The 23981-nt window shown below is 43.2% G+C and carries 22 protein-coding genes and 2 tRNA genes; 1 reads left to right on the top strand and 23 read right to left on the bottom strand.

Going from position 1 to position 23981, the window contains the following annotated elements:
* Positions 1 to 1185: 1185 nt before the first annotated feature.
* From C3B52_RS11295 to C3B52_RS11250, 10 genes are all read right to left on the bottom strand, one after another.
* Positions 1186 to 2091 carry a Gfo/Idh/MocA family protein gene (locus C3B52_RS11295; protein ID WP_103106169.1) on the bottom strand — a complete coding sequence of 302 codons (906 nt, stop codon included), beginning with the start codon at positions 2089 to 2091 and terminating at the stop codon, positions 1186 to 1188.
* Between the two features lie 107 nt (positions 2092 to 2198).
* Complete coding sequence (locus C3B52_RS36415) at positions 2199 to 2354, bottom strand: hypothetical protein (RefSeq protein WP_164684735.1); 156 nt, start codon at positions 2352 to 2354, stop codon at positions 2199 to 2201.
* Positions 2355 to 3668 (bottom strand): hypothetical protein, encoded by a 1314-nt coding sequence (locus C3B52_RS11290; RefSeq protein ID WP_103106168.1) that lies wholly within the window; start codon positions 3666 to 3668, stop codon positions 2355 to 2357.
* Positions 3669 to 3704: 36 nt separating this feature from the next.
* Complete coding sequence (locus C3B52_RS11285) at positions 3705 to 4937, bottom strand: Nramp family divalent metal transporter (RefSeq protein WP_164684750.1); 1233 nt, start codon at positions 4935 to 4937, stop codon at positions 3705 to 3707.
* Positions 4938 to 4954: 17 nt separating this feature from the next.
* Positions 4955 to 6034 carry a dihydrodipicolinate synthase family protein gene (locus tag C3B52_RS11280; protein WP_103106202.1) on the bottom strand — a complete coding sequence of 360 codons (1080 nt, stop codon included), beginning with the start codon at positions 6032 to 6034 and terminating at the stop codon, positions 4955 to 4957.
* A gap of 1 nt (position 6035) precedes the next feature.
* Positions 6036 to 7052, bottom strand: a complete 1017-nt coding sequence (locus C3B52_RS11275; RefSeq protein ID WP_103106166.1) for an NAD-dependent epimerase/dehydratase family protein — start codon at positions 7050 to 7052, stop codon at positions 6036 to 6038.
* Between the two features lie 630 nt (positions 7053 to 7682).
* Complete coding sequence (locus C3B52_RS11270; protein ID WP_103106165.1) at positions 7683 to 8243, bottom strand: hypothetical protein; 561 nt, start codon at positions 8241 to 8243, stop codon at positions 7683 to 7685.
* 463 nt (positions 8244 to 8706) lie between these two features.
* Positions 8707 to 9276 carry a hypothetical protein gene (locus C3B52_RS11260; protein WP_235615672.1) on the bottom strand — a complete coding sequence of 190 codons (570 nt, stop codon included), beginning with the start codon at positions 9274 to 9276 and terminating at the stop codon, positions 8707 to 8709.
* Positions 9277 to 9598: 322 nt separating this feature from the next.
* Complete coding sequence (locus C3B52_RS11255; protein ID WP_235615671.1) at positions 9599 to 9880, bottom strand: PfkB family carbohydrate kinase; 282 nt, start codon at positions 9878 to 9880, stop codon at positions 9599 to 9601.
* 18 nt (positions 9881 to 9898) lie between these two features.
* Positions 9899 to 10852, bottom strand: coding sequence for a nucleoside hydrolase (locus C3B52_RS11250; protein ID WP_164684748.1), 954 nt, complete (start codon positions 10850 to 10852; stop codon positions 9899 to 9901).
* Between the two features lie 93 nt (positions 10853 to 10945).
* Here C3B52_RS11250 and C3B52_RS11245 point away from each other — a divergent pair, with 93 nt between their 5' ends.
* Positions 10946 to 11584: a Crp/Fnr family transcriptional regulator gene (locus C3B52_RS11245; RefSeq protein WP_103106163.1), complete on the top strand. Its 639-nt coding sequence runs from the start codon at positions 10946 to 10948 to the stop codon at positions 11582 to 11584.
* A gap of 165 nt (positions 11585 to 11749) precedes the next feature.
* Here C3B52_RS11245 and C3B52_RS11240 read toward each other — a convergent pair whose 3' ends face one another.
* From C3B52_RS11240 to C3B52_RS11180, 13 genes are all read right to left on the bottom strand, one after another.
* The gene (locus C3B52_RS11240) at positions 11750 to 13414 is read right to left on the bottom strand and encodes an AraC family transcriptional regulator (RefSeq protein WP_103106162.1); all 1665 of its coding nucleotides are present in this window, start codon (positions 13412 to 13414) and stop codon (positions 11750 to 11752) included.
* A 151-nt stretch (positions 13415 to 13565) separates the two neighbouring features.
* Positions 13566 to 14528: an ABC transporter substrate-binding protein gene (locus C3B52_RS11235; RefSeq protein WP_103106161.1), complete on the bottom strand. Its 963-nt coding sequence runs from the start codon at positions 14526 to 14528 to the stop codon at positions 13566 to 13568.
* Between the two features lie 239 nt (positions 14529 to 14767).
* Positions 14768 to 14849 (bottom strand) — tRNA-Leu (locus C3B52_RS11230).
* Positions 14850 to 14891: 42 nt separating this feature from the next.
* Positions 14892 to 14976, bottom strand: a tRNA-Tyr gene (locus C3B52_RS11225).
* A gap of 80 nt (positions 14977 to 15056) precedes the next feature.
* Positions 15057 to 15365, bottom strand: coding sequence for a hypothetical protein (locus tag C3B52_RS11220; protein WP_103106160.1), 309 nt, complete (start codon positions 15363 to 15365; stop codon positions 15057 to 15059).
* A gap of 81 nt (positions 15366 to 15446) precedes the next feature.
* Positions 15447 to 16013 carry a thioredoxin family protein gene (locus C3B52_RS11215; RefSeq protein ID WP_103106159.1) on the bottom strand — a complete coding sequence of 189 codons (567 nt, stop codon included), beginning with the start codon at positions 16011 to 16013 and terminating at the stop codon, positions 15447 to 15449.
* Between the two features lie 48 nt (positions 16014 to 16061).
* Positions 16062 to 16235: a YycC family protein gene (locus C3B52_RS11210; RefSeq protein ID WP_103106158.1), complete on the bottom strand. Its 174-nt coding sequence runs from the start codon at positions 16233 to 16235 to the stop codon at positions 16062 to 16064.
* 79 nt (positions 16236 to 16314) lie between these two features.
* Positions 16315 to 17358 carry a phosphotransferase enzyme family protein gene (locus tag C3B52_RS11205; RefSeq protein WP_164684747.1) on the bottom strand — a complete coding sequence of 348 codons (1044 nt, stop codon included), beginning with the start codon at positions 17356 to 17358 and terminating at the stop codon, positions 16315 to 16317.
* Positions 17359 to 17527: 169 nt separating this feature from the next.
* Positions 17528 to 17725, bottom strand: a complete 198-nt coding sequence (locus C3B52_RS11200; RefSeq protein ID WP_103106156.1) for a hypothetical protein — start codon at positions 17723 to 17725, stop codon at positions 17528 to 17530.
* Positions 17726 to 17891: 166 nt separating this feature from the next.
* Positions 17892 to 18431, bottom strand: a complete 540-nt coding sequence (locus C3B52_RS11195; RefSeq protein ID WP_103106155.1) for a TlpA family protein disulfide reductase — start codon at positions 18429 to 18431, stop codon at positions 17892 to 17894.
* Positions 18432 to 18454: 23 nt separating this feature from the next.
* Positions 18455 to 19165: a cytochrome c biogenesis CcdA family protein gene (locus C3B52_RS11190; RefSeq protein ID WP_049739254.1), complete on the bottom strand. Its 711-nt coding sequence runs from the start codon at positions 19163 to 19165 to the stop codon at positions 18455 to 18457.
* A gap of 275 nt (positions 19166 to 19440) precedes the next feature.
* Positions 19441 to 20670, bottom strand: a complete 1230-nt coding sequence (locus tag C3B52_RS11185) for an efflux RND transporter periplasmic adaptor subunit (RefSeq protein ID WP_103106154.1) — start codon at positions 20668 to 20670, stop codon at positions 19441 to 19443.
* A gap of 30 nt (positions 20671 to 20700) precedes the next feature.
* Positions 20701 to 23838 carry an efflux RND transporter permease subunit gene (locus tag C3B52_RS11180; protein WP_103106200.1) on the bottom strand — a complete coding sequence of 1046 codons (3138 nt, stop codon included), beginning with the start codon at positions 23836 to 23838 and terminating at the stop codon, positions 20701 to 20703.
* Positions 23839 to 23981 lie beyond the last annotated feature (143 nt).

Raw genomic sequence — 23981 nt, 5'->3', positions numbered from 1 at the left:
TAGACGCTGTATGGACCGCATCTACAGTTGATAAATCTTGTTTCTTATTGGAAATGATTTGTTCCAATTCATCTTTTGTCAGATATTGGCTTTGATTTTTCACTTCTTCAGTACTTGAAGTAGATGGGATTATAAGGACTAGTTTAGAAAGAAAAATAATACCTTTTTCAACACAGGATCTTCTTCTCCAATTCAATTGTCTATGCGAAATCTTGTCGCTTAAAATAGGGAGCTTGGAGGTATATCCATCCCATATGGTTGCATGTAGAGGAAAGTAGATCCCTTCCAAATATGATTTAATGATTTGTTTCCCGACACGAAATAAGGAATCATCCTCCGTTTCTCTGGATTTTCGATAGCGGGGGTAATTGTCACTTCCTGGACATGTAACTCCTTTGTAGTGCCTGAAGAAGCACACCTTGTCTTTATTTAAAGCCAGGTTAACCCATGGATTTAATTTTGAGGTCAGTGGTGGCCGTTTTTGTTTTATTTAATGTCAGCAATAACCGAGGTTCTAAGAACAAGGTACAATAGGAATCAGTTTTGGATGCAATGTTTTAATAGAACAATCAACCATGTAAAAGCCCACTTACACTTTCAAATAGAAAAAAGGGGGCTCCACTTTACCGTTTCCTGACACCAATAAATCCTCTATCTCGCTAATCCTGTGATATATTGGAAGTATTTACTGATGTCGAGGGAGGGTTTTGCGGTGGAGTGGCAAACTGGATTCATGGCATGATTGATAGCCAATTGGAGCGGGTAGAGCTTGTAGGTAAAGGGTACACTTGACCAACTATTTATCAATCGCTTGATGATAAATATATAAAAGCATCAAAAGAAGCGACTGCTGTTCTGTCAATGCTGTGGAGGACCGGTTGAGAAGTTCCCATCCCGCTCTGTTCGACTTCCTCAGATCTTACGGATATTGCCGTCAAACGAATTACTCATGTCTACACATTCTTTCAATAGCAGTATGGACTGCCACCTAGATGACAGTCCGTTTTTTTAATTTTTCTGGTAACTTCCACCAGACACTATCGTTGTAAAACTGTCGAGTCTTCCTGCCATCTAAGTAGGCTATAATTCGAATAATATCTCATTTCACTTGAGCGATCCAGTCTGGCCCTTTTGGGATAACCTCACAGCTGAAGATATGGACTGGAATCAGAATCCTCTCCTTTCTTACAATCGGACTGTACCGCCTCTCAGTCTGCTTTCATTGGCAGCCTCAAGAAATCGCATGATCGCTAATGTCTCATCTAGCGGAACCGGTGATACCCCCGTTTTAAAGAATGCGAGAATATGCTCTAGCAAACTAGCGTAGTAAGGCTTGGGAGTTGCTTGCACATCGACAAAAGAAGCATGCTCCCGGTGATGGAGGAGTGCCCCAAATGTTTTGTTCCACGTACGATCGCCCCGGATCACTCCCGTTCGCCCATCCGCCCATTGCCCTGTGATGACCTCGAACTCATCATTTTTTACTGCCGTTACACTTAGGCATTCATGGCCGAGTATCGTGAAAAGCATCTCCACCGAATGAATTCCGTACCAAAACAAGCCAGGCAGGGCTGACTCCAGTGGCATAGGTCCGTAGCAATAAGCACCGGTAATCGGATCTTCGCCGCTCTTCATGATCGCATTCACGATGCCTTCTGCGAAACGTAGGGAAGAGCAGCTCATGAGAGGCACCTGGTGAATCTGCGCAATTTCTATCAGTTTGAGTGCATCCAGGTAAGACGTCGCGAACGGTTTGTCGATAAACACCGGTTTGCCAAAAGGAGCGAGCAAAGCAAACTGCTCCAAATGAATACGCCCATCTACCGTTGTGAGCAGTATTGCATCAGACTGCTGTGCAACTGCTTCTATGGATGCAACGATGTTTATCCCATATTGATCACACAAGGTGCTCGTGATTCCCCCCACCCGAGAAGCGCTTAATTCGAAGTCGGGCGAACCGCCAGGATACGCCGCAACAATTTTTCCACCAGCGACGTGATATGGATGCAGATGATCGTGCAAAAGCTCGGTAAACATCTCACAATGCGACGTATCCAACCCTACCATGCCAATTCGCAGCTCGTTTCCCATACCATTCTTCTCCTCCTTTTACTACCAGTCCACTGCTCACCCAAAAAAGTTGCAGGCTTGAAGGAAAGCCTTCCCCTCTTCTTCAAACCTGTTTTTTCGATGATCCGCTATTCCGTCTCAGTCTCGCCTAGGTAAATCAGAGCTAACGCGATATAACATTCTCCCAGCCCGTAGATCAGAACGGGAATTCCATTCAAATAAGGCTGGTAGATAGAGGCATCTGTATCGTAATTCACTGGAGTATTGACCCAAGCCATATTCATTTAAGACTTATCCACAAAACTGAGCCGATATATCTGCCTTGGCCTGCCCTTCACCGAAATTTTCTCGATCCCGACGATCTCCACCAGCTCGGCATCTAGCCACTGTAACAAAATCCGATGAGAGCTGCGGATCGTTACGCCCAGGATTGTTGCTAGTTCCTGCGCGGTATACTCGATTTTTCCCAGACGGGTCACCTGGGCCATGAGCTTGCTCATATAGGAGGCAGTCATCCCTGCCTTCTCGGCTCTCGCCAAAATCGTTTCGTCTGTGATCGAAAGCTCGTAAATCATGGGATGAGACATTTCGACGGGCCCAATTACGCTTTTGTCTTCACGTACGATAAAACAGATGTCTCCCCCGAATTCTTTCGACTGCCTCAGTGCTAGCCGCGCATGCGTTCCCGCTTCATTAGCCGACTGTCCAAAGCCAACTCCAATACTGAGTGAAACCCCTAACGTCTTTTTTGCTTCCAATAAGATTGGGATTGTTTTGTAGCCTCGGGTTTCGCGTTCAAAAATCCCCCTGGTCGTCACGAATAAATACTCATCGCCACCCAGACTGGTCAAATGCCCCTCTAAACAGCCGACGTAATCCAAAAACATGCGCTGAATCTCTAGCTTCAGTCGCTGTACACCATGCTCTGAGGTACTTTTTTCCACCAGCTCACGATAGTCATCAATCTGGATGATCCCAAAAACAATTTGAGAGTCCTTGTTTCGCCGCTTTTCCGTGGAGAGAAGAGCACGCTCCAGAGATACAGTGATATCCTGAACGGTCGGTACTACCCAGTCATTGGGAATGTTCAGCCGGGTCAGCTCGTCTGCTACTTTTTTAACCCCGGTAAGCGCCCCGTCGCTTACTCCCTGCTCGTACTTTTCCCGATGAAAAGCAACCATTTCCTCGATTTGAAAGGGAATGCCCTCATAGTAATGGATGACTGTAAACGGCTCACCTACCTCCTGCAGTACTTGATTAACCCCTTGACTCAGGAAGGAGTCGACGCTAAGTCGCTGCATTTTGCGATGATGGTACAAGCGAAACAATGAACGAAAGAGTCCCGTCCCTGTCAAAGGAATGTAGTGAACAGGGACCGTAAAGTCGACTTTCTCTTTTGCTATTTTGTACGGGTAATAGCCGGAAAAGAGCAGGACCTCAACTTGGTCCATCAGTTCCTGGGCAAAGGCAGAAGCGTCCAAAATTTCATTGGACGCTCGAAATACAGGTTTGAAGTTAGGGAATGATTTGAGTGCTTCTCTGATTTTTTCCACTATGATGGTAGGTCCGATGACACCGATTTTGATTGTATTTTGCATCGTTCTCCCCTTCTCCTCGCCTGCTTGTTCTACTATCTATGAAAAGAAAAGGTCGTTGACTGTTTTCACGGCTAGAACGACCAGGAACAGCAAAGCCAAGATCGTAATTCCGTTTTTGATTGGTGTATTTTTCAAGTCACCCATGATTTTTTTATCGTTAGCAAGTAAAAATAATGCCAAGCCAATCAGCGGGACTACGACGATTGTGATCGGTTGCGTGATCATGATGAGCTGGACAGGAATTTTGCCAAAGACGAGGGCAACGACTCCCCCGAGAACCATCACTGCCATAATAAAGTAGCGAACGACGTTGCTCTCCAGCTTGCTGCCGAAGCCAAACGCATCTGCGAGCATGACCCCGCCAATTGCTGCGTTTCCTGTGAGAGAGGAAAAGGCAGCACCCCATAAGCCAATCATAAAGACGATCATCGCCCAGTTACCAAACAACGGCTCCAGTGCCTTTCCCATATCGGTCGCTGCATTCACCTGGATTCCTTGAGGCTGTAGTACAGCTGCAGCACTGATCATGATTAAAGCAGAGATGATTCCCAGCAAAATAATACCCGTATAACTTTCACGCGAGCCCTCTTTTGCATGGATGGATGTCCATCCTTTTTCCTGAACGAGATACGACTGGTACAAAGCACCGACCACCGTAAATGTTGTTGCAACCAACCCGATGATGAGAATCGCCGATCCATCGGGAATTTGCGGAACCAGACCCGAGAAAATACCGCTGAAGCTAGGTCTGATAACCACTACAGTACACAAGAATGAGAAGAGCATGATTCCTACCAACACTAGCATCAGTTTTTCCAGTATTTTATAAAAGTTCCGATAAAATAAGATGGCGATTCCTAATAGTGTGAAGAGAATGCCCCAGACTTTGGGTGATCCTCCTGCCAAGCTCGAGAGCGCCACACCCGCACCGATGACATTCGCTCCCTGAAACGTCGAGGTTACCAAAAAGCATCCCAATCCCATAATAATGGATGCCGCTCTCCCCCATTTTACCCGAATGGTTGTCAAAAGGGACTGATTCGTTGCCATTCCGATTCTTGCACTCATCTCGGTAAAGCACATCATAAAGAGGACCGAAACAACAATGACCCATAATAAGCTGTACCCATACATAGCGCCGATTTTGGAGGTCAAGGTGACACTCCCTGGTCCGACTACCAAGGCAGCCGTAATGATAGCCGGACCGAGTGATTTCACCAACGATGTTGCCTTCTTGTGCTTTTGGACATTCGATTGCAATTGTTCCACACAAAAGATCCCCTTTCTTAAACCGATGTAGGTTTTACAGAAAGCCAGCTAGCCAAATGCTCATCCACAAATGCATCGTCGTTCAATGCTGGGTAATCACGATAGACACGGTCGATTTCCTCCATCTGCCCCGCGGACAGCTCTTCATCCGGATTGAGGCACCAACGTCCTGCCAGCAATCCTTGCCGTCTAAGGACCTCGTGAATGCCAGGAATACAGCCAGCAAAGTCGTGAGCCGGGTCGAAAAAGGCAGCATTGGCATCCGTAATCGCCTGCCCTTCTTGCAGCAACTCGAGAATACCTCTTTCTGTTTGTTTTGCCCGCTTCACACGCTCCAAAAGGTCGACCGCACTCTTTGTCCATACAGCCCAATGACCGAGCAAGCCGCCTACGATGCTTTTCTCGACCGTTTTCCCGTCGATCTGAAAACGGTACGTGGTGAGTAAATCCGCGACGATATTGTCATCATTTCCTGTATAAAGAGCGATCTGGTCAGAACGAGTGGAGCTGCATACAGCTCGTACGACATCAAGTGTCTGGTATCGATTAAACGGCGCCATTTTGATTGCCATCACACCAGGAATTTCAGCGAACTCTTTCCAAAAGGAATAGCTGAGGATTCTTCCCCCCACGGAGGGCTGCAGGTAAAATCCAAAGATCGGGATGATTTTCGCAATTTCTTCTATTCTTTTTAACAGCTCTGCTTCGGAATAATCATGAAGCCCTCCCATACTGACAAGGCCCAAATCGTAGCCCAGCTTTGCCGCTACTTCAGCCTCAGCTATGGCTTGTGCTGTCGGTCCGCAAATACCCGCTACTTTCAAAAAGGAATCGGCCTTGCCCAATTGCCCAATCTCATCGGCGGCGAGGCGCAACACCGGTTCTAGCAAATTGATCTCTTTTTCCCGAATCTCAAACTGTGTCGTATGCACTCCAACCGCAATCCCGCCAGCTCCTGACGCGACATAATAACGGGTCAAGGCTCTCTGCCGTGCTTCATCCAAGCGCCCTGTTTGATCCAGGGCCAGCGGATGTGCCGGAATGACGACTCCTTCCATGAGCTTTTTGTGGAGAGCTGTCTTTAGTTCTCTTGCCATCTTAAAATTCACCCTTTCTCTCCTGGAAGTGCGTAGGCTTATTACTTGTCTCTCCTCCCGCAGTTACCCATTCTGCTGTCCAATCGATCATCTGACCAAGAGAAACGCGCGGGTAACCAAGCAGCTGGTGGGCTTTGGATGCGTTGCTCAGCAAGGCCGTATCTTGCTCATGATTTACGAAAACAGGCTCTACGTGAAAGCGCGAAGCAAATTGCTCAGCCAGCCAGCGTACAGAAGTTGTTTCGGGACCTGTAACGTTCAAGAGCTGCGGAGGTGTACTACATAGCTCTAAGGAGCGAATGGCCATTTCATTGGCATCTCCCTGCCAAATTACGTTTACTTGCCCCATTCTCAAATCGAGAGAACGACGCTCATATACGGCCTTGGCGATTTCTAGCAGAACACCGTATTTCATATCAATTGCGTAGTTCAAGCGAAAGTGAAGCATCGGGATATCGTATTTTTGGGAAAAGTAGCTAAAAATTCGCTCCCGCCCCAGGCATGATTGTGCATATTCACCTACAGGCCCCACCGTCGCATCTTCAGATGAACCTCCTTGGAGTACAGGTGACAGTGGATAAATATTCCCTGTTGAAAAGGAGACTATCCGCGACTCGCGGAACTTTTCTGCCACTCTTCCCGGCAAATATGTATTCATCGCCCAGGTAAGCGACTCATTGCCGGTTGTTCCAAATTTTTGTCCAGCCATGAAGATGACATTTTTCACAGAAGGCAGAGATTGTAATTCTTGATCGTTCAACAAATCTACGGCGATCGTCTCGATTCCCGCTTCTTGCAGTTCAGATTGTAGGGAACCCGCAGAGAAACGCGAAACTCCTATCACCTTTTTCTCTACACCAGCCTTTTCAATTGCCTTTTGGGCCAGCTTCGCCAGGCTTGGTCCCATCTTTCCACCAACACCTAAAATCATCAGATCACCGTCCATCCCCGCCATGCACTGTATCAATTGATCTGAAGGGTGAATCATTTTTTGGTCAAGCTCTTGTATTGTTCTCACACCAATTCCTCCTTATTCGAAATAAACAAACTATTCGAAACTTTATGTCGCTATTTTATGTTGTCACACTACTAAGAGACAAGTCTTTTAACTGTCTTTAAATCGGAGGGGTGGATAAAAGCTCTTTTGGGATGTGGTACTGTCTTCTATGCGGATTTGGGCACAGTCAGGTTATGCTTGTTTGATTGAATGAATGAATAAAAAAAAGCCCCTGACGAAGCTTGGGCTATTTCACCAAAAGAATGCGATTCTACGGAACCAATCTTTTCTCCAACTTCTTAATTCACCCAAATTGCTGCTGCGACTGAATATATTACCCAGTCCGCTCGATTGCGAAATGACCAGACCGGCCCTTATAAGGCGACCATGAGCATGCTCCGGACTGATCGATGGTTCATTTTCTACAGGTTCAAACATGTGCCGTTTCCATATCTCGCTTATTTGCAAACGGGGATAGGAGTTTACTTCTTATCTTATCCTCGACAGGTGGTTCCTTCCTTATTGTTTGAGGAAGAGTTTTGAGTGATGATGACCAACTGTCTCTGTCTTGGATGACATCACTATTTTTACTGATTTTCCATCGTCACGCTTAAATAGACCCTAAAGAAATAAATCTCCAGGGTCTAACTTTTAAATTCTTTCTTCCTTAATAGTACCATCTTCAAACATATGCCTTACTTTAATATCATTATCAATCCCCTTGAAATAGTAACTAAATGAACTAACCTTATCCTCATCATCAAATTTTATGAACAATTGGGAATCAATAACTCCTTTTCTTAAACCGTCAAGATCAGCAACATCTACATTCATATTTTGTAACCATTTCTTCTCATTCGGAAATTTATAATCAGTATTCTGGGAAAAATCGAATCTCCAAATAACTGTATTTGTATCTGCATCGTTTACAAGCTCGTATTTTTCCCCGAACATTTCTTGCACTTGAGCAACTGATTGAGCTATTGCTAGCTTTTTCACTATTGGATCTAAATCTTTTGAATTCTCATCGCTATTTGGATCTACGTCTTTGGCTTGTTCATCTATCTGTACCTTTTTTTGATCCTGCTTTTCCTGAATCTGACTATCTTCCCTTTGGGATTGGGTATCACTACAACCAACAATTTCTAAACTTACGGATAATAGCAGTGAATATAGCATTAGCATTTGTTTATTAGATTTAGATTTAACCATAATCATTAACTCCTTTAAAAAACCAAAAATGGAGATGGTTTACTTTACCCAATTTCCAAATTATAGCATATTATGATAACTGATCCAACAAATTCATTCTGCTAATTTTTTGAAGATAGGTCCCGCCAACAAAATGGAATTAACTTAACTAGTCAGAATGGGTGACTTTACAGTATTCAATGTAGAGTTGCCCATTCTTTTTATTTCTTTAAAGCTCAAAGTGATACTTGTTCAAAATTAGTCAGCAAAGCATTTTCATATGATAAAAATTTAAAGGCAAGAAGAAATGAAGAAGCAACTCTATAGTTTAATCGTTTTACGACATAAACAAGAAAGGTCAGCCTAAAAGCTGACCTTTCTTGTTTAAAAAATTATATTCACAGGCATTTTCAGAATCGCTTATAGGATATCCTCCTGGATAATTTCTATTCTATTAGAACAGAACTTGTTACATAACCTTAATTCATTTAATCAGTAATTTTTTAAGCTCAAAAATGGTTGCCTCTGATAACAAGATAAGCCTATCGTTATTAACAACAAAAAAACTTAAACCTGCAGGTATACTACGTTCTGTAGAAGGGTCATTTATAACTATTGCTTTTACTACATCATTTTCATTTAAGTCTGGGATATCTATTTTATATAATCTATAAAAAGAGAGAGAGTTATAGCATGCCGCTGTAATCTCATACAATGGATTTTTTAGTTCATATTGATATTTCTTATAGTTTTTAAGTCCTTTTGATGAAAAAAAGTCTTTTTTGATTATAATTTCATCACCAATAAATTTTTGCCCTGTTGGATATTCAGAAGCATCATTATATGAATTTGCAAATCCTAAAAGCTTCTCAACTTTCCAAGTTCCATAGATATATTTTTCAGTTTCACTATCCAAATTTATACGTTCTACAGTACAATATTCGGATGTGTTTTTTGGAATAATAGACTCATCCGTTTCAGGTTTAGGCTCACTAGATGTATTTGGATTTGATGTCATTTCAACATTTCCACAAGCCGATGCTAGCATCAACATGATCATGATACAAACCAATAATATTTTTTCATATTTCACACTCTTTTTTATTTTTTTGATTGTGTCACAATCTCTTCAGACATCATATGGCTTTGCCCAAAAGCTCTCCATTGGAGCATTATCCCAACAGTTCCCTTTCTGGCCCATGGAACACCGATAGCAATATCTTTTAAACATTCTTTGATAATCATTTGAGCACTATCGGCTCACTACGTAGGTTGGTGATGTCGCTTACCTTTTTTCATTAAACAACCGAGCCAAACGAAATCACGCCGATACGCTTTCAACAGTCGGGAAAGGCGATCAATGACAAGTTGCACCTTTATTTCCGCATCGGTCGAGCGCTATTGGAAGCTAAATATATTCCCTCAACACTAATTCCTTCTAATGCTAATGCTTGTTTTAGAAACAGACCATCTTTGCCAATTTTACCTGCATGAAAAACTTGCGCACCAGATTTTGCAAGGGCTATTGATTGGTTTAATCCTTTTCCACCTGGATACTCATCATAGCTGAGCGAAGATAACGTTTCTCCTCCTGTAACAAAGCGAGGAACTGTATAAACTTTATCAATATTTAATGACCCGAAATTTAAAAATTTCATCCTAAAACCCCATAATGTTTAACTTACCAATAATTCTAATAGCCGTTTCTTGAATAACTGATTGTCAATGCTCTTACAGACTCTTGCATTAGGAGTGTGACCTGCAAATCCATCAGAAATGGCAAGTTTACTACCGTCATTTATTATCACTTGACCATAGGCAGCAGCTTCTTGAGTACACACATAGCAGTAACATAGCTTGTCTTCAAGAACGATATCATCCCATAATACAACACCCATTGCTACGGCATCTGGTAAATCAACAATATGTTCATTACTTCTTTGTAAATTATATTCAAGCAAGGAACGGTTACATTTAACTGAGAACACAGCTTCTTCTTTACCACTTGATAGTAATACATCCAAATCGTCCTTATTCAAAGCTGCTTCGCCTAAACATACATCAAATCCAACGATGGTAGTTGGTATACCTGAGTTGAGCATAATATGATATGCTTCTGCATCTACATATACATTAAATTCAGCAACCGGTGTAGTGTTTCCGGGGCCAAAGCCAGAAGTACCCATGGTGTAAATATGTTTTACCTTCTTCATTGTTTCGGGTGCTTTTAAAATAGCAAGGGCGATATTTGTAACTGGACCGATGGTTACAATTTCGATTTCTCCAGGATTATTTTCAATTATGTCAAGGATAGCATCAACTGCATGCTTGGTTTCTGGCAAAATAGTAGGATGAATTAAATTACAATCTCCCATTCCGTCTTCACCATGAACATTAACAGCTGTAACTAAATCACGCATAAGTGGTTTGGCTGCTCCTACATAAAGAGGCGGTTTTTGTCCATTAGCAACTTCGATTGTCATTAGTGCATTTTTAGTTGCCAATTCAAGTGGGACATTGCCACAAACGGTTGTTATAGCTTCCACTTTAAAATTAGCTGATTTTAATGCCATAATTAACGCTACAGCATCATCACTTCCAGTATCTGTATCAATAATTAATTTCCTCATAACAAGACCTCCCATTCTTATTTGGCCTTATTATATAATTCAATTTATAATGAAAATAGGTCAAATGACCAAAGGAAAAAAGAAGGTGAAAATATGAATTTTAAAGATATTGTGGATGATGCCCCAGCGCATATTAAGAAAGAATTTATTTATAGAAGACACAAGAAAGGTAGCCTTATTATTCACCCGCATGAACAAAATGATTATCTTTATATTTTAACCACAGGTATAGCAGAAGTTTATAGACAAAGTTATGAGGGAACGATGCTTTCCTTATATGTTTATCATTCATATAGTTGTTTTGGGGAGATAGAAATTTTTAATGAAAAAATTTATACACTCGGTGTTATTGCAAAAAAAAATTGTGAAACGATAGCTATCCATAAAACAATGGTTTATGAATGGATGAAAATCGATTTTAATTTTAATTTTTACATAATTAAACAACTTGCCTCAAAATTAATTTTAAGCTCAGATACTGCGGCAAAATTATCACTTCTAACAGTTAAGGATCGTATCTTATTAAGTATACATAATCATTATCAAATTGGTGATTTAGATAACCTTACAAAGCAAATTTTATCAAGTGAGGTCTGCGCACCCATTAGAAGTTTAAATCGTTCAATAGCTCAGTGCATAAATGAGGGCCTTATAAGTTACACTGATAAAAAATTTTCTATAAATTCAATTGAAGAGATAGAAAAATCCCTTGAAAATTTCTTACTAAGATAATTTTATGATTTGTTTTCACTTGGCCACGGTCGAATCTCCTCGTTAATAAGAGTTGAACTTACCCCGATTCGATTAATTCCCATTAAAATAGACTACGACCCAAATGATCGCAGGTACCACGAATCTTGTTCAAATAGTAGGTTATGATGCAATGTACAATCCTGATTACATCATTTTCCTCCTAAAAATATACGGCAACACCTCTAACAACCGTCCACGTGTGATGGGATCATCATAATTCCATATAGCATCCATAAAATGAATTTTACCAGGAGTCAACTTGGCTATAGCTGCAATCTGTGGACACTGAGCAACTGTTTGTAATTCTGAGCGAGATGCCAAGATGAAGTTGCGATCCCCAGCATAGTGATTCAATTGATACTGCTGAATTTCTATCCATGCTTGCCCTTGCTCGATTAGGTGCTTCACTTGGGCAGATGGACGAAAGCCAAGTGATTCATACAAGGAGGCAGCAAACCCATTTTGACCCATTATATAAAATTTTGTACCTAACTTAAGATAAACTGTAGCCGTTTCCCCAGTAGTATAATCATCTGCTAATTGTCTACGTACTAGTCTTACTTTGTCCTCATATGTAGTGATCCACTTCTCCGCCTCTTTACTACGTTCAAATAGTTTGGCAATATACCGTAAGCGCTCAAAAAGTCTAAACTTATTGTCCAGTACAACTGTAGGAGCGATCGCATCTAGTACTTGTAAATCATGGGCAGGATGATAATAGCTAAGCAATACAAACTCGGGCTGCAGCTGTGCTATTTTATCAGGATCTGCCCAGTGCCCGATATTATGAATATTACGTAACTTATTGTGATAAATCACATTCTCTTTCATAGAGATAGCCGCTCCTATAGGAGATATGCCTAGGACTAATAGTTCTCCAAGTGTATATTTGCCATCCGTCACAATACGCTTTGCATTTTTAGGAACATGAACCTTTCTGCCAAGTGAATCGATAACTGTTCTTTGCTGATTATGTAGATGGATATTGGCATATTCACGCGGAGTGTTTCCAGTTAATTTACGGAAGCATCGACTGAAATAGTATTCATCCTTGAATCCAATTTGTCGAGATATTTTTCTTAATGGCTCAGTGGAATTGCAAAGAAGTGTCTTTGCGTGCTTTATTCGTAAATGTACCAAATAATCAGTTGGCTTTTGGCCAGTCAATGCTTTAAACTGCTGACTAAATTGCCATCTGACCATTCCGACCATATTAGCTAGTTGCTCCACTGTCAAGTCTTCATCATAATGCTGTTCCATATAATGTACCGTATGTTGGATCATTTTGATCTTTTCTTCGTTCTGCAAATAGGAAGCTTGCTCATCTAATAGAGCCATCATACCTAGAATAAGCTGAAGCCTACCTTGCATCATAGCCATTTCTGATGCGGAAAGAGAGGAGGAAAACTGATTCCTCCTCTCTGCTTCATTTCCTAATACTTGCTTCACTCGAGAAAACAACAGATGATAGGGATAGCCACAAAGCAAGGGTGGATGAGCAACCGGATTCATGGACATCCCCTCTACTTCAAAGGCTTCAAAGGTAAAGCGTGCAAGCTCCACCTCCCCTTTGCTTGATTCCAAATTGTAGCTTTGTACAGGTAAAACTAGAATGCAGCTCCCTTGACGCAGATCGAATGCAATTTCATTTATATACAGCCGTACACCAGGACTGAGTGCTATTACTAATGTGCATAAATTCGCTTCATTTTCATTTATTCCCCCATTAAAACTAATCGCTGGCGTCATCTGGTCAGCTTGTAACCTATCATAGTGCTTTAGCCTAATATGTAGGGATGCTAGATTCATAAGCAACTCTCCAACCATTAAAAACGATTCTCATTATCATCACTATAACATATAATGACATGCTCTCAAATATAGCTCAGCTTTCATGTTTCGAGTTGACGTTTTAGGGGGAAAGAACGGGCTAAAGAACGTAATGAGCAGATATAATTTCTTACGGCCGTTTCATCCATTGTGGAAGCTCTTTAAACAATTGCTCCAAAGCTAACAGATTATCTGTATTCCATTCATTAGATATAAAGTAAACATTTCCTTTTTTCACTGCGGGCAGAGTTCCCCATATCGGACTTTGTAGCAGTCGGTCAGCTGCTGTTTTACTTTCATCATCATCTTGTACAAGTACAAACAAATGATCACCAGCAAACTTTGAAAGCACCTCTTCTGAAATCGTAACGAAAGAAACGCCTTCTACATCAATAATACTCTTCTGTACAGCTGGTGGGACGGCAAAGCCGTTCTCTCCATAAATAATGGCACCAAAGCTACGATCGCCCATCACATAAAGTGTTTTACCTAACTGGTAGAACACTGTTGCTGTCTCCCCTTCTGCCAATTGAAGCTTATCAAACATTTCTTGCGACTGTGCTTCAAACTTAGCAATCAATTGAGCTGCCTCTTTCTGTTTGCCAAAGATATTTCCCATCTCCTTTACACGTTCTGTATAAGGAAGAGCTGGGTTGTAGGGGATCGTAGTAGCAATTTTCGACAACGCCTCATTATGTTCTGCTTCTGCCTTGTAATAACCATTAATAATAAGATCGGGTTTTAATGTCAGAATCGTCTCTAAGTCACCAGGATTTCCAACATCAACGATTCCTTCAAATTTACCTTCATAGTAGCTAGGAGTATCCTTGGGGAGGTTATTACCAACAACTGGAATACCCATCGCCAAGAAATCACCAATTGTCTGACCGATATAAACCACTCGTTTTGGATCTGCAGGTATTTCGACTTGTTCACCTGTAATTGTTTTATATTGAACTGTTTTCTCGCTCTCCTCTTTCTGTTTATCAGACACGTTGCTAGTAGCATTAGAAGTACTGCATGCCGATATTATCAACAACAGGAGGAAACTCCCTACCCATAGTATCCTTTGCTTTCCACGATGTTTCTTCACACTTGTTGCCCCTTTCCTTTCCCTTCTCGTCTTAATTGAAAACAATTATCATTACTCGCATTATTATAGCTTGTGCGAAAAAGGGGAAACAATGAAAAAAACGCAACGATTTATTTGGATAAATGTCAATTGCCAGAAGGGGTGGTCAGATCATAACGTTACTCGAATACAGCTAAAAATTCTTGAAAATACAAAAAAGCTCAATAGAGAGTATCTCTAATGAGCTTTACTTAACAATATGGTGCCGGTGAAGGGACTTGAACCCCCACGGTTTCCCTCACGATTTTGAGTCGCGCGCGTCTGCCATTCCGCCACACCGGCATTTTGTAAAACTAGTCTAGCACAATTTTCATAGAAAGTCAATGGTGGGGAGAGACGGATTCGAACCGCCGAACCCGGAGGGAGCAGATTTACAGTCTGCCGTGTTTAGCCACTTCACTATCTCCCCAAGCTAATCATGTAAAGTCGCAAACTGTGAGAAGCGACGTCTTTTAATTTATCATGATTGGCTTATTGCGTCAATAGAATCTACGAAATCCGTTTATTCAAAATTTCCTGTGCCCATTCATGAAAGACACTAATTGCTTGCTCAACATCGGGAAAACACCGCTCTTCCTCACAGGAGAACTCTGGAAAATCCAGTATGCGGTTTTTTCTAATCCGCACTTCCTCCGACTCGCATTTTATCTCCAAAAAGTAAGGTACAGATTCATCAATACCATAGCTGTTTTCCAAAAACTCATACGTTCGTACCCACTCTAATATGCGAACTTCCGATGCTTTTAATCGCAGTACTTGCTCCAAGGACATAATCGTTTCGTTTCCATAGTAATGCATGTTTCTCAACCTTTCCTTCATAACTTGTGGTCAGTACAACAAAACGGACGGAGACTCAGCTCCGCCCACTTTTTAAAAAATTTAGATCGAGGAAAGTAATTCGCGTAGCTCACTTACAATGACAGCTTGGTAGCCAGTGCCTTCGTCGTATTGTTCGAGCATTTCAGCGCGTGCTACTTTGATTTTTTCTTCATAATCAGGTGCATTGCGATCAGGGTTTTGCTGCTTGAAAGCAATCATCACCTCTTGTACGTGCTTTGGACGTGGTCCCCATTTGGCAAGTACGTGTCCACCTGTATCAGCAAAAATGACAACAGGGATCGCCCGACCGCCCATCGTCAAAAATTCGTCCATCAAGTCCAAATGATCTTCCATGACAAAAATCTCGACAGGCATCTCAGTATCTTTTAATGCATGCAGCACAACTGGCAGATTACGTATAACATCACCGCACCAATCAGCAGCCAGAATCAAGCAGCGTAGGTCATCCCGATGAGCGAGAGAAGCGAAAAATTCCCGATCCGCTTCGTTTGTCCACGTAAACGCTTCTGACCATTTTTGGTATGCTTCCTGATTTTTCGTCATGCCTTCCACAAAAGCTTGTGGTTTTAATCCGGTTCGAAGTTTGTGAGCCACATTCGTTGACATAAGCCAACCTCCTATGTATGTATAGTATCTACGGTTACTCCCCGCGTTTTATTCTTGCTTGTCTGATGAATCCCCTTGAGCTGTTTCTTGCTCCTGTTTGGCAAGCTCCATCATTTTTTGCAGGAGAATATGCTGTGGCATATGCATGAGACGCTCCAAAGGAACGTTGAGAGCTTCTGCCAGCTTAACAGCCGTATCTGGTGAAATTTGTAATGGGCGCATGAGTTGGCTCCTTTCTCATTCAAATTTCCGTCTCTCCAGTATAATACATGGCCGATAAACCTGCCATAGAGCAGTCTTTTTATTTACTTGTGTATTGGACGTTTGCAGCTTGGTCATCTACTTGGACAAAAAGCGCATCAAGTACCTTTTCTTCGAGTTCTCTCCAACGAATAAAACGCTGTGGGACTATGCAGGTCCATTCTTTTGCGATCTTCTCCCAATGCTCCATCCGGCGGTTATGCTTCACCAGCCAGCTGTCCAAAAAATTCGTAGAGGCTACATGCCCGTAGCATAGCATGGTGAAAACCGCTTTCCATTCATTCTTAGGCAATCGATTCGCATTTTGATAGCCTGAACAAAATGCGATGATCGCAGTCTCATTGAGTGCCGATAAATGGATGCCAGTCACAATATCCTGTGCCCACAAGCCCGGCTTCCCTGCTCCATCTGTCCAATCTACGAGTGCAGCGATTTGACCGTTTGGCTGAAAAATAACTTGCTCTACCCAAAACGAATGAAAGCATGGACCAGATAGAGTTGCAGTAGGCAAGTTCTCGGTAAAGTTTGAAGGCAATGATTTCAATAAAAGGATTTGTTGTGCTAACAGGGAGCGCACATAGGAAGGAAAGGCACCTTTTGCACTCTCGTAGCGAAGCCGCAACTCCTCACAAGTATGTATAGCTACCGCAGGAGTAACATATGGCAACATTTTAGCAGACGGCTCAGCTCTTTCAAATTGACAGTGAAACCTTGCCAAAAGACCTCCCATTGCCCGCGCCTCATCTTCCTGTAGCTCCCCGGGATGATAACAGCAGCCGTCCACCCATTCATTGACCTGATACGTTTCTCCATCTACATTTGCTAGCCAATCATTATCTATAGTAAGTATCAGTGCCGGTGCAGGAAAACCTTTTTGACGTAGCTCTTGGCTTAACGCCAGACCTTTCAGCATGTCCGGATAGCGCGTTTGCAGCCGCCATTTTGCATAAAAACGTTTTACGTAGTACCGTTTCTCCCTCGTCCAAACGGAAAAGCTTTCTTCCCATAATCCGTAAGCGATCCGTTCCACTTGTTGGGCATGAAAACCGTAAGCCTCGCGTAGGGCCGCTTTTAGCTTGTCCAAAATGCTTTGCCTCCTCTCTCCTTCCTCTTCCCTAATCACTATTCCACCTTACCCGCTTCAATCCTTTCTACGATTCTCCCAAGAAGGACAAAAATGAATAATCTCTCTATCCCCTGGTCAGAGAGATTATCCTCAATGTCGGGCTGTCAACTGGTTCCCGATAACAAAGCTATGTCTGTTTCTTCGTGAGGATACAAGGAACACCGAATCCGATTTTACCGGGCTGGGACATTTGCTCCAGATACGCCAACCCTCGCGCACATTGTTGCTTGCATACCTGACAAGTAGATGATGTTACGATTTTTAAATTTTGTTGATTCGGATGCTGTTTTGTATTTTTCTTCTTCACTTTTTTCGACTTGGCCATCCGTTTCCCTCCCTTTGCCCTGGTTCACTCCAGTCTATGAAGGAGAATAACCCTACTCTTTAGGCAAACATACAAAACCCGGGATCTAGCGGAAAATGGGCGTGGGAGAACAAGTAGACAAAGAAAAAAGCCACCCAGAAACTCTTGTCCGGTGACTTCTTCACATTTAGGAAGCTGGCTTTTCCATCAGCAGCTTACGAATTTCCAATTCTAACGTGGATGCATCAATCATTCCGATGATTTTTTTGCGAACGACACCATTTGTGTCAATTAAATAAGTGGTAGGAAATGCCTGGATCAAATATCGGTTTGACACCGTTCCTGCCACATCCATCGGGATTGGAAATGTGAGCTTATACGACTGTACAAAAGCCGTGGCAGCTTCAGGACTATCGTTACTCGTCACATTAACCCCATACAAATCGACCTGTCCGCCGTACTTTTCATAGATCTTCTGTAAATCAGGTGCCTCCATACGGCACGGACCACACCACGAAGCCCAGAAGTTTAGGATCACAGGCTTATTGCGTTTTCCCTCGACTTTGTAGGTTTGATTATCTAAACCAGTCAGCGTAAAATGAGGAGCCAAAAATCCTACCTCAGGCTTTTGTACTTCTGCTACGACTGCTGCCGATTCCTGTGGATGGTCCCAGACAGCATATCCGACACCCACAGCCACCAGCGCTGCCAGCAACAGTTTTTTCATGTCGTCACCTCTGCTTTACTTGCTCAAAATCCTGTAAAGCCACCAAATAATTGAATTAACACGCGGGTGATATCAGTCAGTTTGTCTGTGTACAAGAGTACGCCAAACAAAATCATGATCCCTCCGCCAACCTTCATGAACTGGTCAGAATACTTGACGATCGCACTGATCTTGCTGATGAAAAACGTCATTACGAAAAACGGGATAGCAAAGCCTAGTGTGTACGCAAGTGTATAGGTTAATGCACGAGATGGATCTGTCACACCCATGACGATGATGCCGGAAAGAATGGGACCAACACATGGCGTCCAGCCTGCTGCATAGGTCATTCCAACCAATATGGACCCAGTATACCCTAATGGGCGCGATTTTAAATCGACCTTGAACGAACGCATCATCCAGTCCATTTTAAAAACTTGCAGCATAACCAGACCGATAATCACCAGCAAAATTCCCCCTAACTGGCGAATGAGGTCCTTTTGATTGACGAACAAGCTGCCGATCCAAGAGGTCGATAATCCTAATGCAATGAAGATAATGGAAAATCCTACAATAAAAAACAACGTATGTAAGAGAGCCTGTTTCTGGAAGACAGCTCTTCCCTTCTTCACTTCATCCACGGTTACCCCAGTGATATAGGACAAGAACGAGGGGTACAACGGCAGGCAGCAAGGGGAGATAAACGAGAGAAAGCCTGCTGCAAAGGCCAGAAAAACGGAAAGGTTTCCAGTCATAATTACCTCCGACGTATTGTTTCATCCACTATATTCCTTATTGTATCGAAACTTGCCCTACTTCAAAAGTAGCACCGACACTTTGTCTTAAATCCGTGACAATTGAGTTTACGTAATAATTATTATGTTACTTTTTTGCTGGTACTTTCTGCTTTTACATGACACAGCAAATGCCTTTTTTTGTAATGTAACAGCGGCTTGGCGTGCATAAGAGCACAAAAAAGAGGCGGAAAGAATCCCCGCCTCTTTTCCTATATTCGAAGTGACCAATTTGCCTACTTTTGGATACTGGTTTTGCTTCCATCCTGCAAGAGTGTTTGACCTTTTACTACGATCTGATCCCCTGCGGAGAGTCCACTCGTAATTTCAATCGAATCACTAGAAGATTTACCGGTTGTTACTTCTGTCAGCTTGGCAATCTCTCCCTCCAGCTTAAAGACGTAACGTTTTCCATCGCGATCAAAGACAGCTTTGCGTGAAATAACAAGCGCATTGCTTGATTCTGAAGTCGTCGATGGGAATGTTACATTGACTACCATATCGGACTTCAGTTCGTTAGATGGGTTCGGAATCGTAATTTCGATCGGGTACGCTTTTAACTGGGAATCCATAACGGGACTGACAGCCGTTACTTTTGCTTCGATCGTTTTATCTGTAGACTGTACATTCACCTTTACGACTGTACCAACCTTCACCTTTGTAATATCAGCTTCCGACAAGTTGGCTTTTACTAAAAGTGGATTGGTATTCACAATCACCACAACAGGTTGTTGCCCGGACATTTGTCCAACTGCACCAGACACGCTGGAAACAAAGCCACTGATTGGAGCTGTTACCGTTGCATTTGCCAACTGCTCGCGTGCGTTTGCCAAGCTTACAGCCGATTGGTTTACAGAAGCCTCAGATACTTGCAGGCCTGTTTTTTGCTGAGCAGCTTGCAAAGACTGCTGGGCATTCTCATAAGAGGTTTGAGCGGTCGTGAGCTGGGAGTTTGCTTGCTCCATTTGTTGAGCAGAAATAGCTCCCTGGTTAAACAGCTGTTGCATCCGCTGCTGATTAACCTTGGCATCTGCCAATGCAGTCTCCGCCTGTTTCAGACTATTTTTCGCCTGAACCAGCCCTTGATCAGAGCTGCTGCCCGTTTGGTTAAGGCTTGCTTGGGCTACACGTAATGCAGCTTCAGCCTGCCTTACTGTATTTTGCAGTTCGGTTTCATCCAGCTTAAACAGCAGCTGCCCTTTCTCCACATGTTGTCCAAGCTTTACAGGCAGTGACGTGATCTTTCCACCCATTTTTGGTGAAACTTGAACCTCTTCGCTCGGAGCCAGCTTGGCGCTGATTCCAGCTTCTGAGCTCACAGCCCCTGTTTTTACTGTCTCTACCTGTACAGGTGTAACGGTCTCCACATTTTCCGTAGGCGGGGTTGCCGCTTGCGGGTTGGAGCACCCTGCCACCAATGTAATGGCGAGTAACGCCAAAATGACGGGTTTTTTACTTATGTTCATAAAACTGTCCCTCCTCATCCCACAAACGTCTTACGATTCCAAAGCGGGAGCGATTTTCTTTGCTTTTTTCTCTGCTTTTTTCTCTTTCCTTTTTTGCTTTCTCAAACGAGACTTCTTGCCCATGTCATCAAACCACGAAGCCACTACTGGAACCAGTACCAACGTAATCAAAGTAGCAAAGCTCAAACCGAAAATAACGGTAACAGCCATTGGCGCCTGTGTTTCTGTACCAGAACCGCCTGCAAACGCAAGTGGTCCAATCGCCAGAATCGTAGTGAGTGTCGTCATCAAAATCGGACGCAGACGAATCGGTCCGGCGTGAAGAATCGCGTCGTGCAGCTCCCAGCCTTTTGCACGTAATTGGTTTACATAGTCGATCAGTACGATCGCGTTATTCACAACCAGACCAATCAATAGAATGTACCCGATAAACACCGATACGCTGATTGTCGTTCCAGTCACAAGCAGTCCCAGGAGTACGCCCGTGATGGTAGGTGGAACCGAGAACATAATGATAAATGGACTGTAGAGAGATTCAAACTGTGCAGCCATTACCATGTAAAGCAAAACTACCGAGAGGATAATAGCTAGACCAAGACTACCAAATGACTCGGCCATATCCTCACTTTGTCCTCCAAATTGAACCTTATATCCGTCTGGAAGGTTTAGTTTATCGATTTTGGCTTGAATATCCTTGGATACGGAATTAAGATCGCGTCCTGCCAGATCGCTCGTCACTTTCACTTCGCGCGTCAGGTTCGAACGATTGATCGTCAGCGGAACATCTACTCTACTAATGGTCGCGACAGAGCTTAGAGCAATCTGGGCTCCACCAGGTGCAGAAATACGCAAGTTGTTCAAGTAATTGATATCTTCCTGATAATTTTCAGGCAGTTTGAGTTTAATGTCAATCTCATCGTCACCTGTGCGGTACTTCGTTACCGTTTGACCTTGGAAAGAAGTACGTACACTGGAGAGAATTTGTCCTGTAGACAAGCCGTACAGACCTGCTTTCTCAGCATTTACCTTCACTTCGAATTCCTGTCTGGATTCCTCCATGCTGGTCGAAACATTGCTGGTTCCCGGTACGCTTTCTACTTCACCTTTAATGATGCTACTGATGTCTTTGAGTACATCCAGGTCATCTCCGCGAACAGTCATTTCGATTGGAGATCCTGTCGACATCCCTTGAGCGGCGCTAACTTTAATTTCTGGTCCTGCGATTGGCTTCAATTGATTTTGCAAGTCCATTACGATCTCATCGGAAGAACGCGTCCGTTTGGTCACATCCACCAATATCAGCGTAATGTTTGCTTGATTGGAGGACAAGGTACTCGCGATCGGAGAACCATTGCTACCAATTGAGGTAGAAACAATATCTTTTTCAGGAACGGTGTTTACGATGTCCTCTACCTGCTTCGCGACCTTCTCGGTTTCCGCGAGGACAGTACCATTCGGCATTTTAATAGAGACGCTAACTTGTCCTTGGTCCATGCTCGGAATAAACTCCGCACCAATCATTGGGATAAGCATCAACGAACCAATCATCATGATGATCGCCGAACTCATGACGGTTTTACGATGACCCAACGCCCATTTCAGCAGTCTGTGATAACCCTTTTCCACTTTGCCGAATCCGATGTTGAACCAAGTAACCGGGTTGATTCCTCTGTAATTTTCATGGTTGGAATGATTCGGTACCTTTTTCAAAATGCGTGAGCTGAGCATCGGTACAAGCAAGATCGAGAATACGAGCGCTGCGATATGGGAGTAAACTACCGTCAACGCCAAAGGTCCAAACAGCTCGGAAGCAATACCTTCTGTCAAAGCAATCGGCAAGAATACGCAAATTTGCGCAAGCGCTGACGCCATAACCGCCGTACCAACTTCTTTTGAACCGACCAATGCTGCTTCCATCATGCCTTTGCCTTGCTCGCGCTGGCGGAAAATGTTCTCCAGCATTACAACGGCGAAGTCAATCAATGAACCTAACCCCAACGTCAAACCTGAAAGGGAAATCAGGTTGATCGTTTGTCCCGTCATGTACATCAAAAGGAATGTAGCAATGATCGAAACCGGCAAAACGATGATCGCAATCAGCATGGATTGCAAGCTTCCGAGGAAGAAGAACAGCAAGATTACACCGACTAAACCACCCAACAGGGCATGTTCAGCAGTTGTATAGATCGAATCTTTGATATAGGTCGAAGTATCGAGCGTGGTTGTAATCTGCATATTATCTGGCAGATCTTTCTTGATCTTCTCCAGCTCTTTTTTCACGCCATCGGCAACTTCGATTGTATTTCCGCCAGAAGCTTTCGTAATGGAAATTCCCAAGCTAGGCTTTCCGTTTACATAGCTGAGCTGGGTAATTTCCTCGCGTGTGTCCTGCACCTCTGCTACATCGCTGAGTCGAATGGAATTGCCACCTACGTTAATCGGGGTCAAAGCGATTTGGTCTACATTTGCAAATTCCCCTTGTACACGGATATTAAGCTTTTCATCCCCTTCTCTGACAGCCCCTGCTGAACCAGAAAGGTTACTCGCGGACAATGCCTGCTGCAGCTGATCAAGCGATAGACCGTATGCTGCCAGCTTGGCTGGGTCGACCACGATATTTACTACTCGATCCTGTCCACCACTGATTGAAGCAGCGGCAACGCCATCAATGCGCTCCAAACGGGATTGAATCAGATCCTCAGTCAACTCTTTTAATCGGTTGATATCCTGATCCCCGGTTACAGCAAACTGAATGATTGGTTGGCTGTTCGGGTCAATACGCAGAACGCGCGGCGCCCTAGCAGAATCAGGCAATGCACCGCGAACCTGGTCTACTTTTTCGCGAATATTAAGTGTTGCTTGGTCCAAATCCGTTCCCCAATTAAACATGAGGATAACTTGAGAAGCACCTTCAATGGACACCGAAGAAATGCTGTCCAGATCAGATACGGTACCTAGGGCATTCTCAATCGGTTTCGTAACCAGTTTTTCTACTTCACTCGGAGATCCGCCGTCAACGGATGTAACCACAACGGCTACCGGGAAATTCAATTCCGGCATCAAATCGATCGCCAAGCGAGGGAGAGAAACAAAGCCAAAAATAATCATTGCCAGAGTCAGCATGATCATTGTAACTGGCCGTTTAATCGATAGTTCTGAAAAGTTCAATCCACTCACCTCTTCTTTTTGAACGTATAAGAATTTATAAGCACGAAGCTTATAAATTCTGGAGCGCATGACAACTCTTTTGCTAAACGCCGTCGCTCCTTCTTGAGGAAGCCTCGATAGAGGTTTTCTTCAAACTTGGCTTT

It is taken from the genome of Brevibacillus reuszeri (assembly GCF_002897295.1).
In the GTDB taxonomy this organism is placed as follows: Bacteria; Bacillota; Bacilli; order Brevibacillales; family Brevibacillaceae; genus Brevibacillus; species Brevibacillus reuszeri_A.
This window is presented reverse-complemented; position numbering and strand designations above follow the sequence as displayed.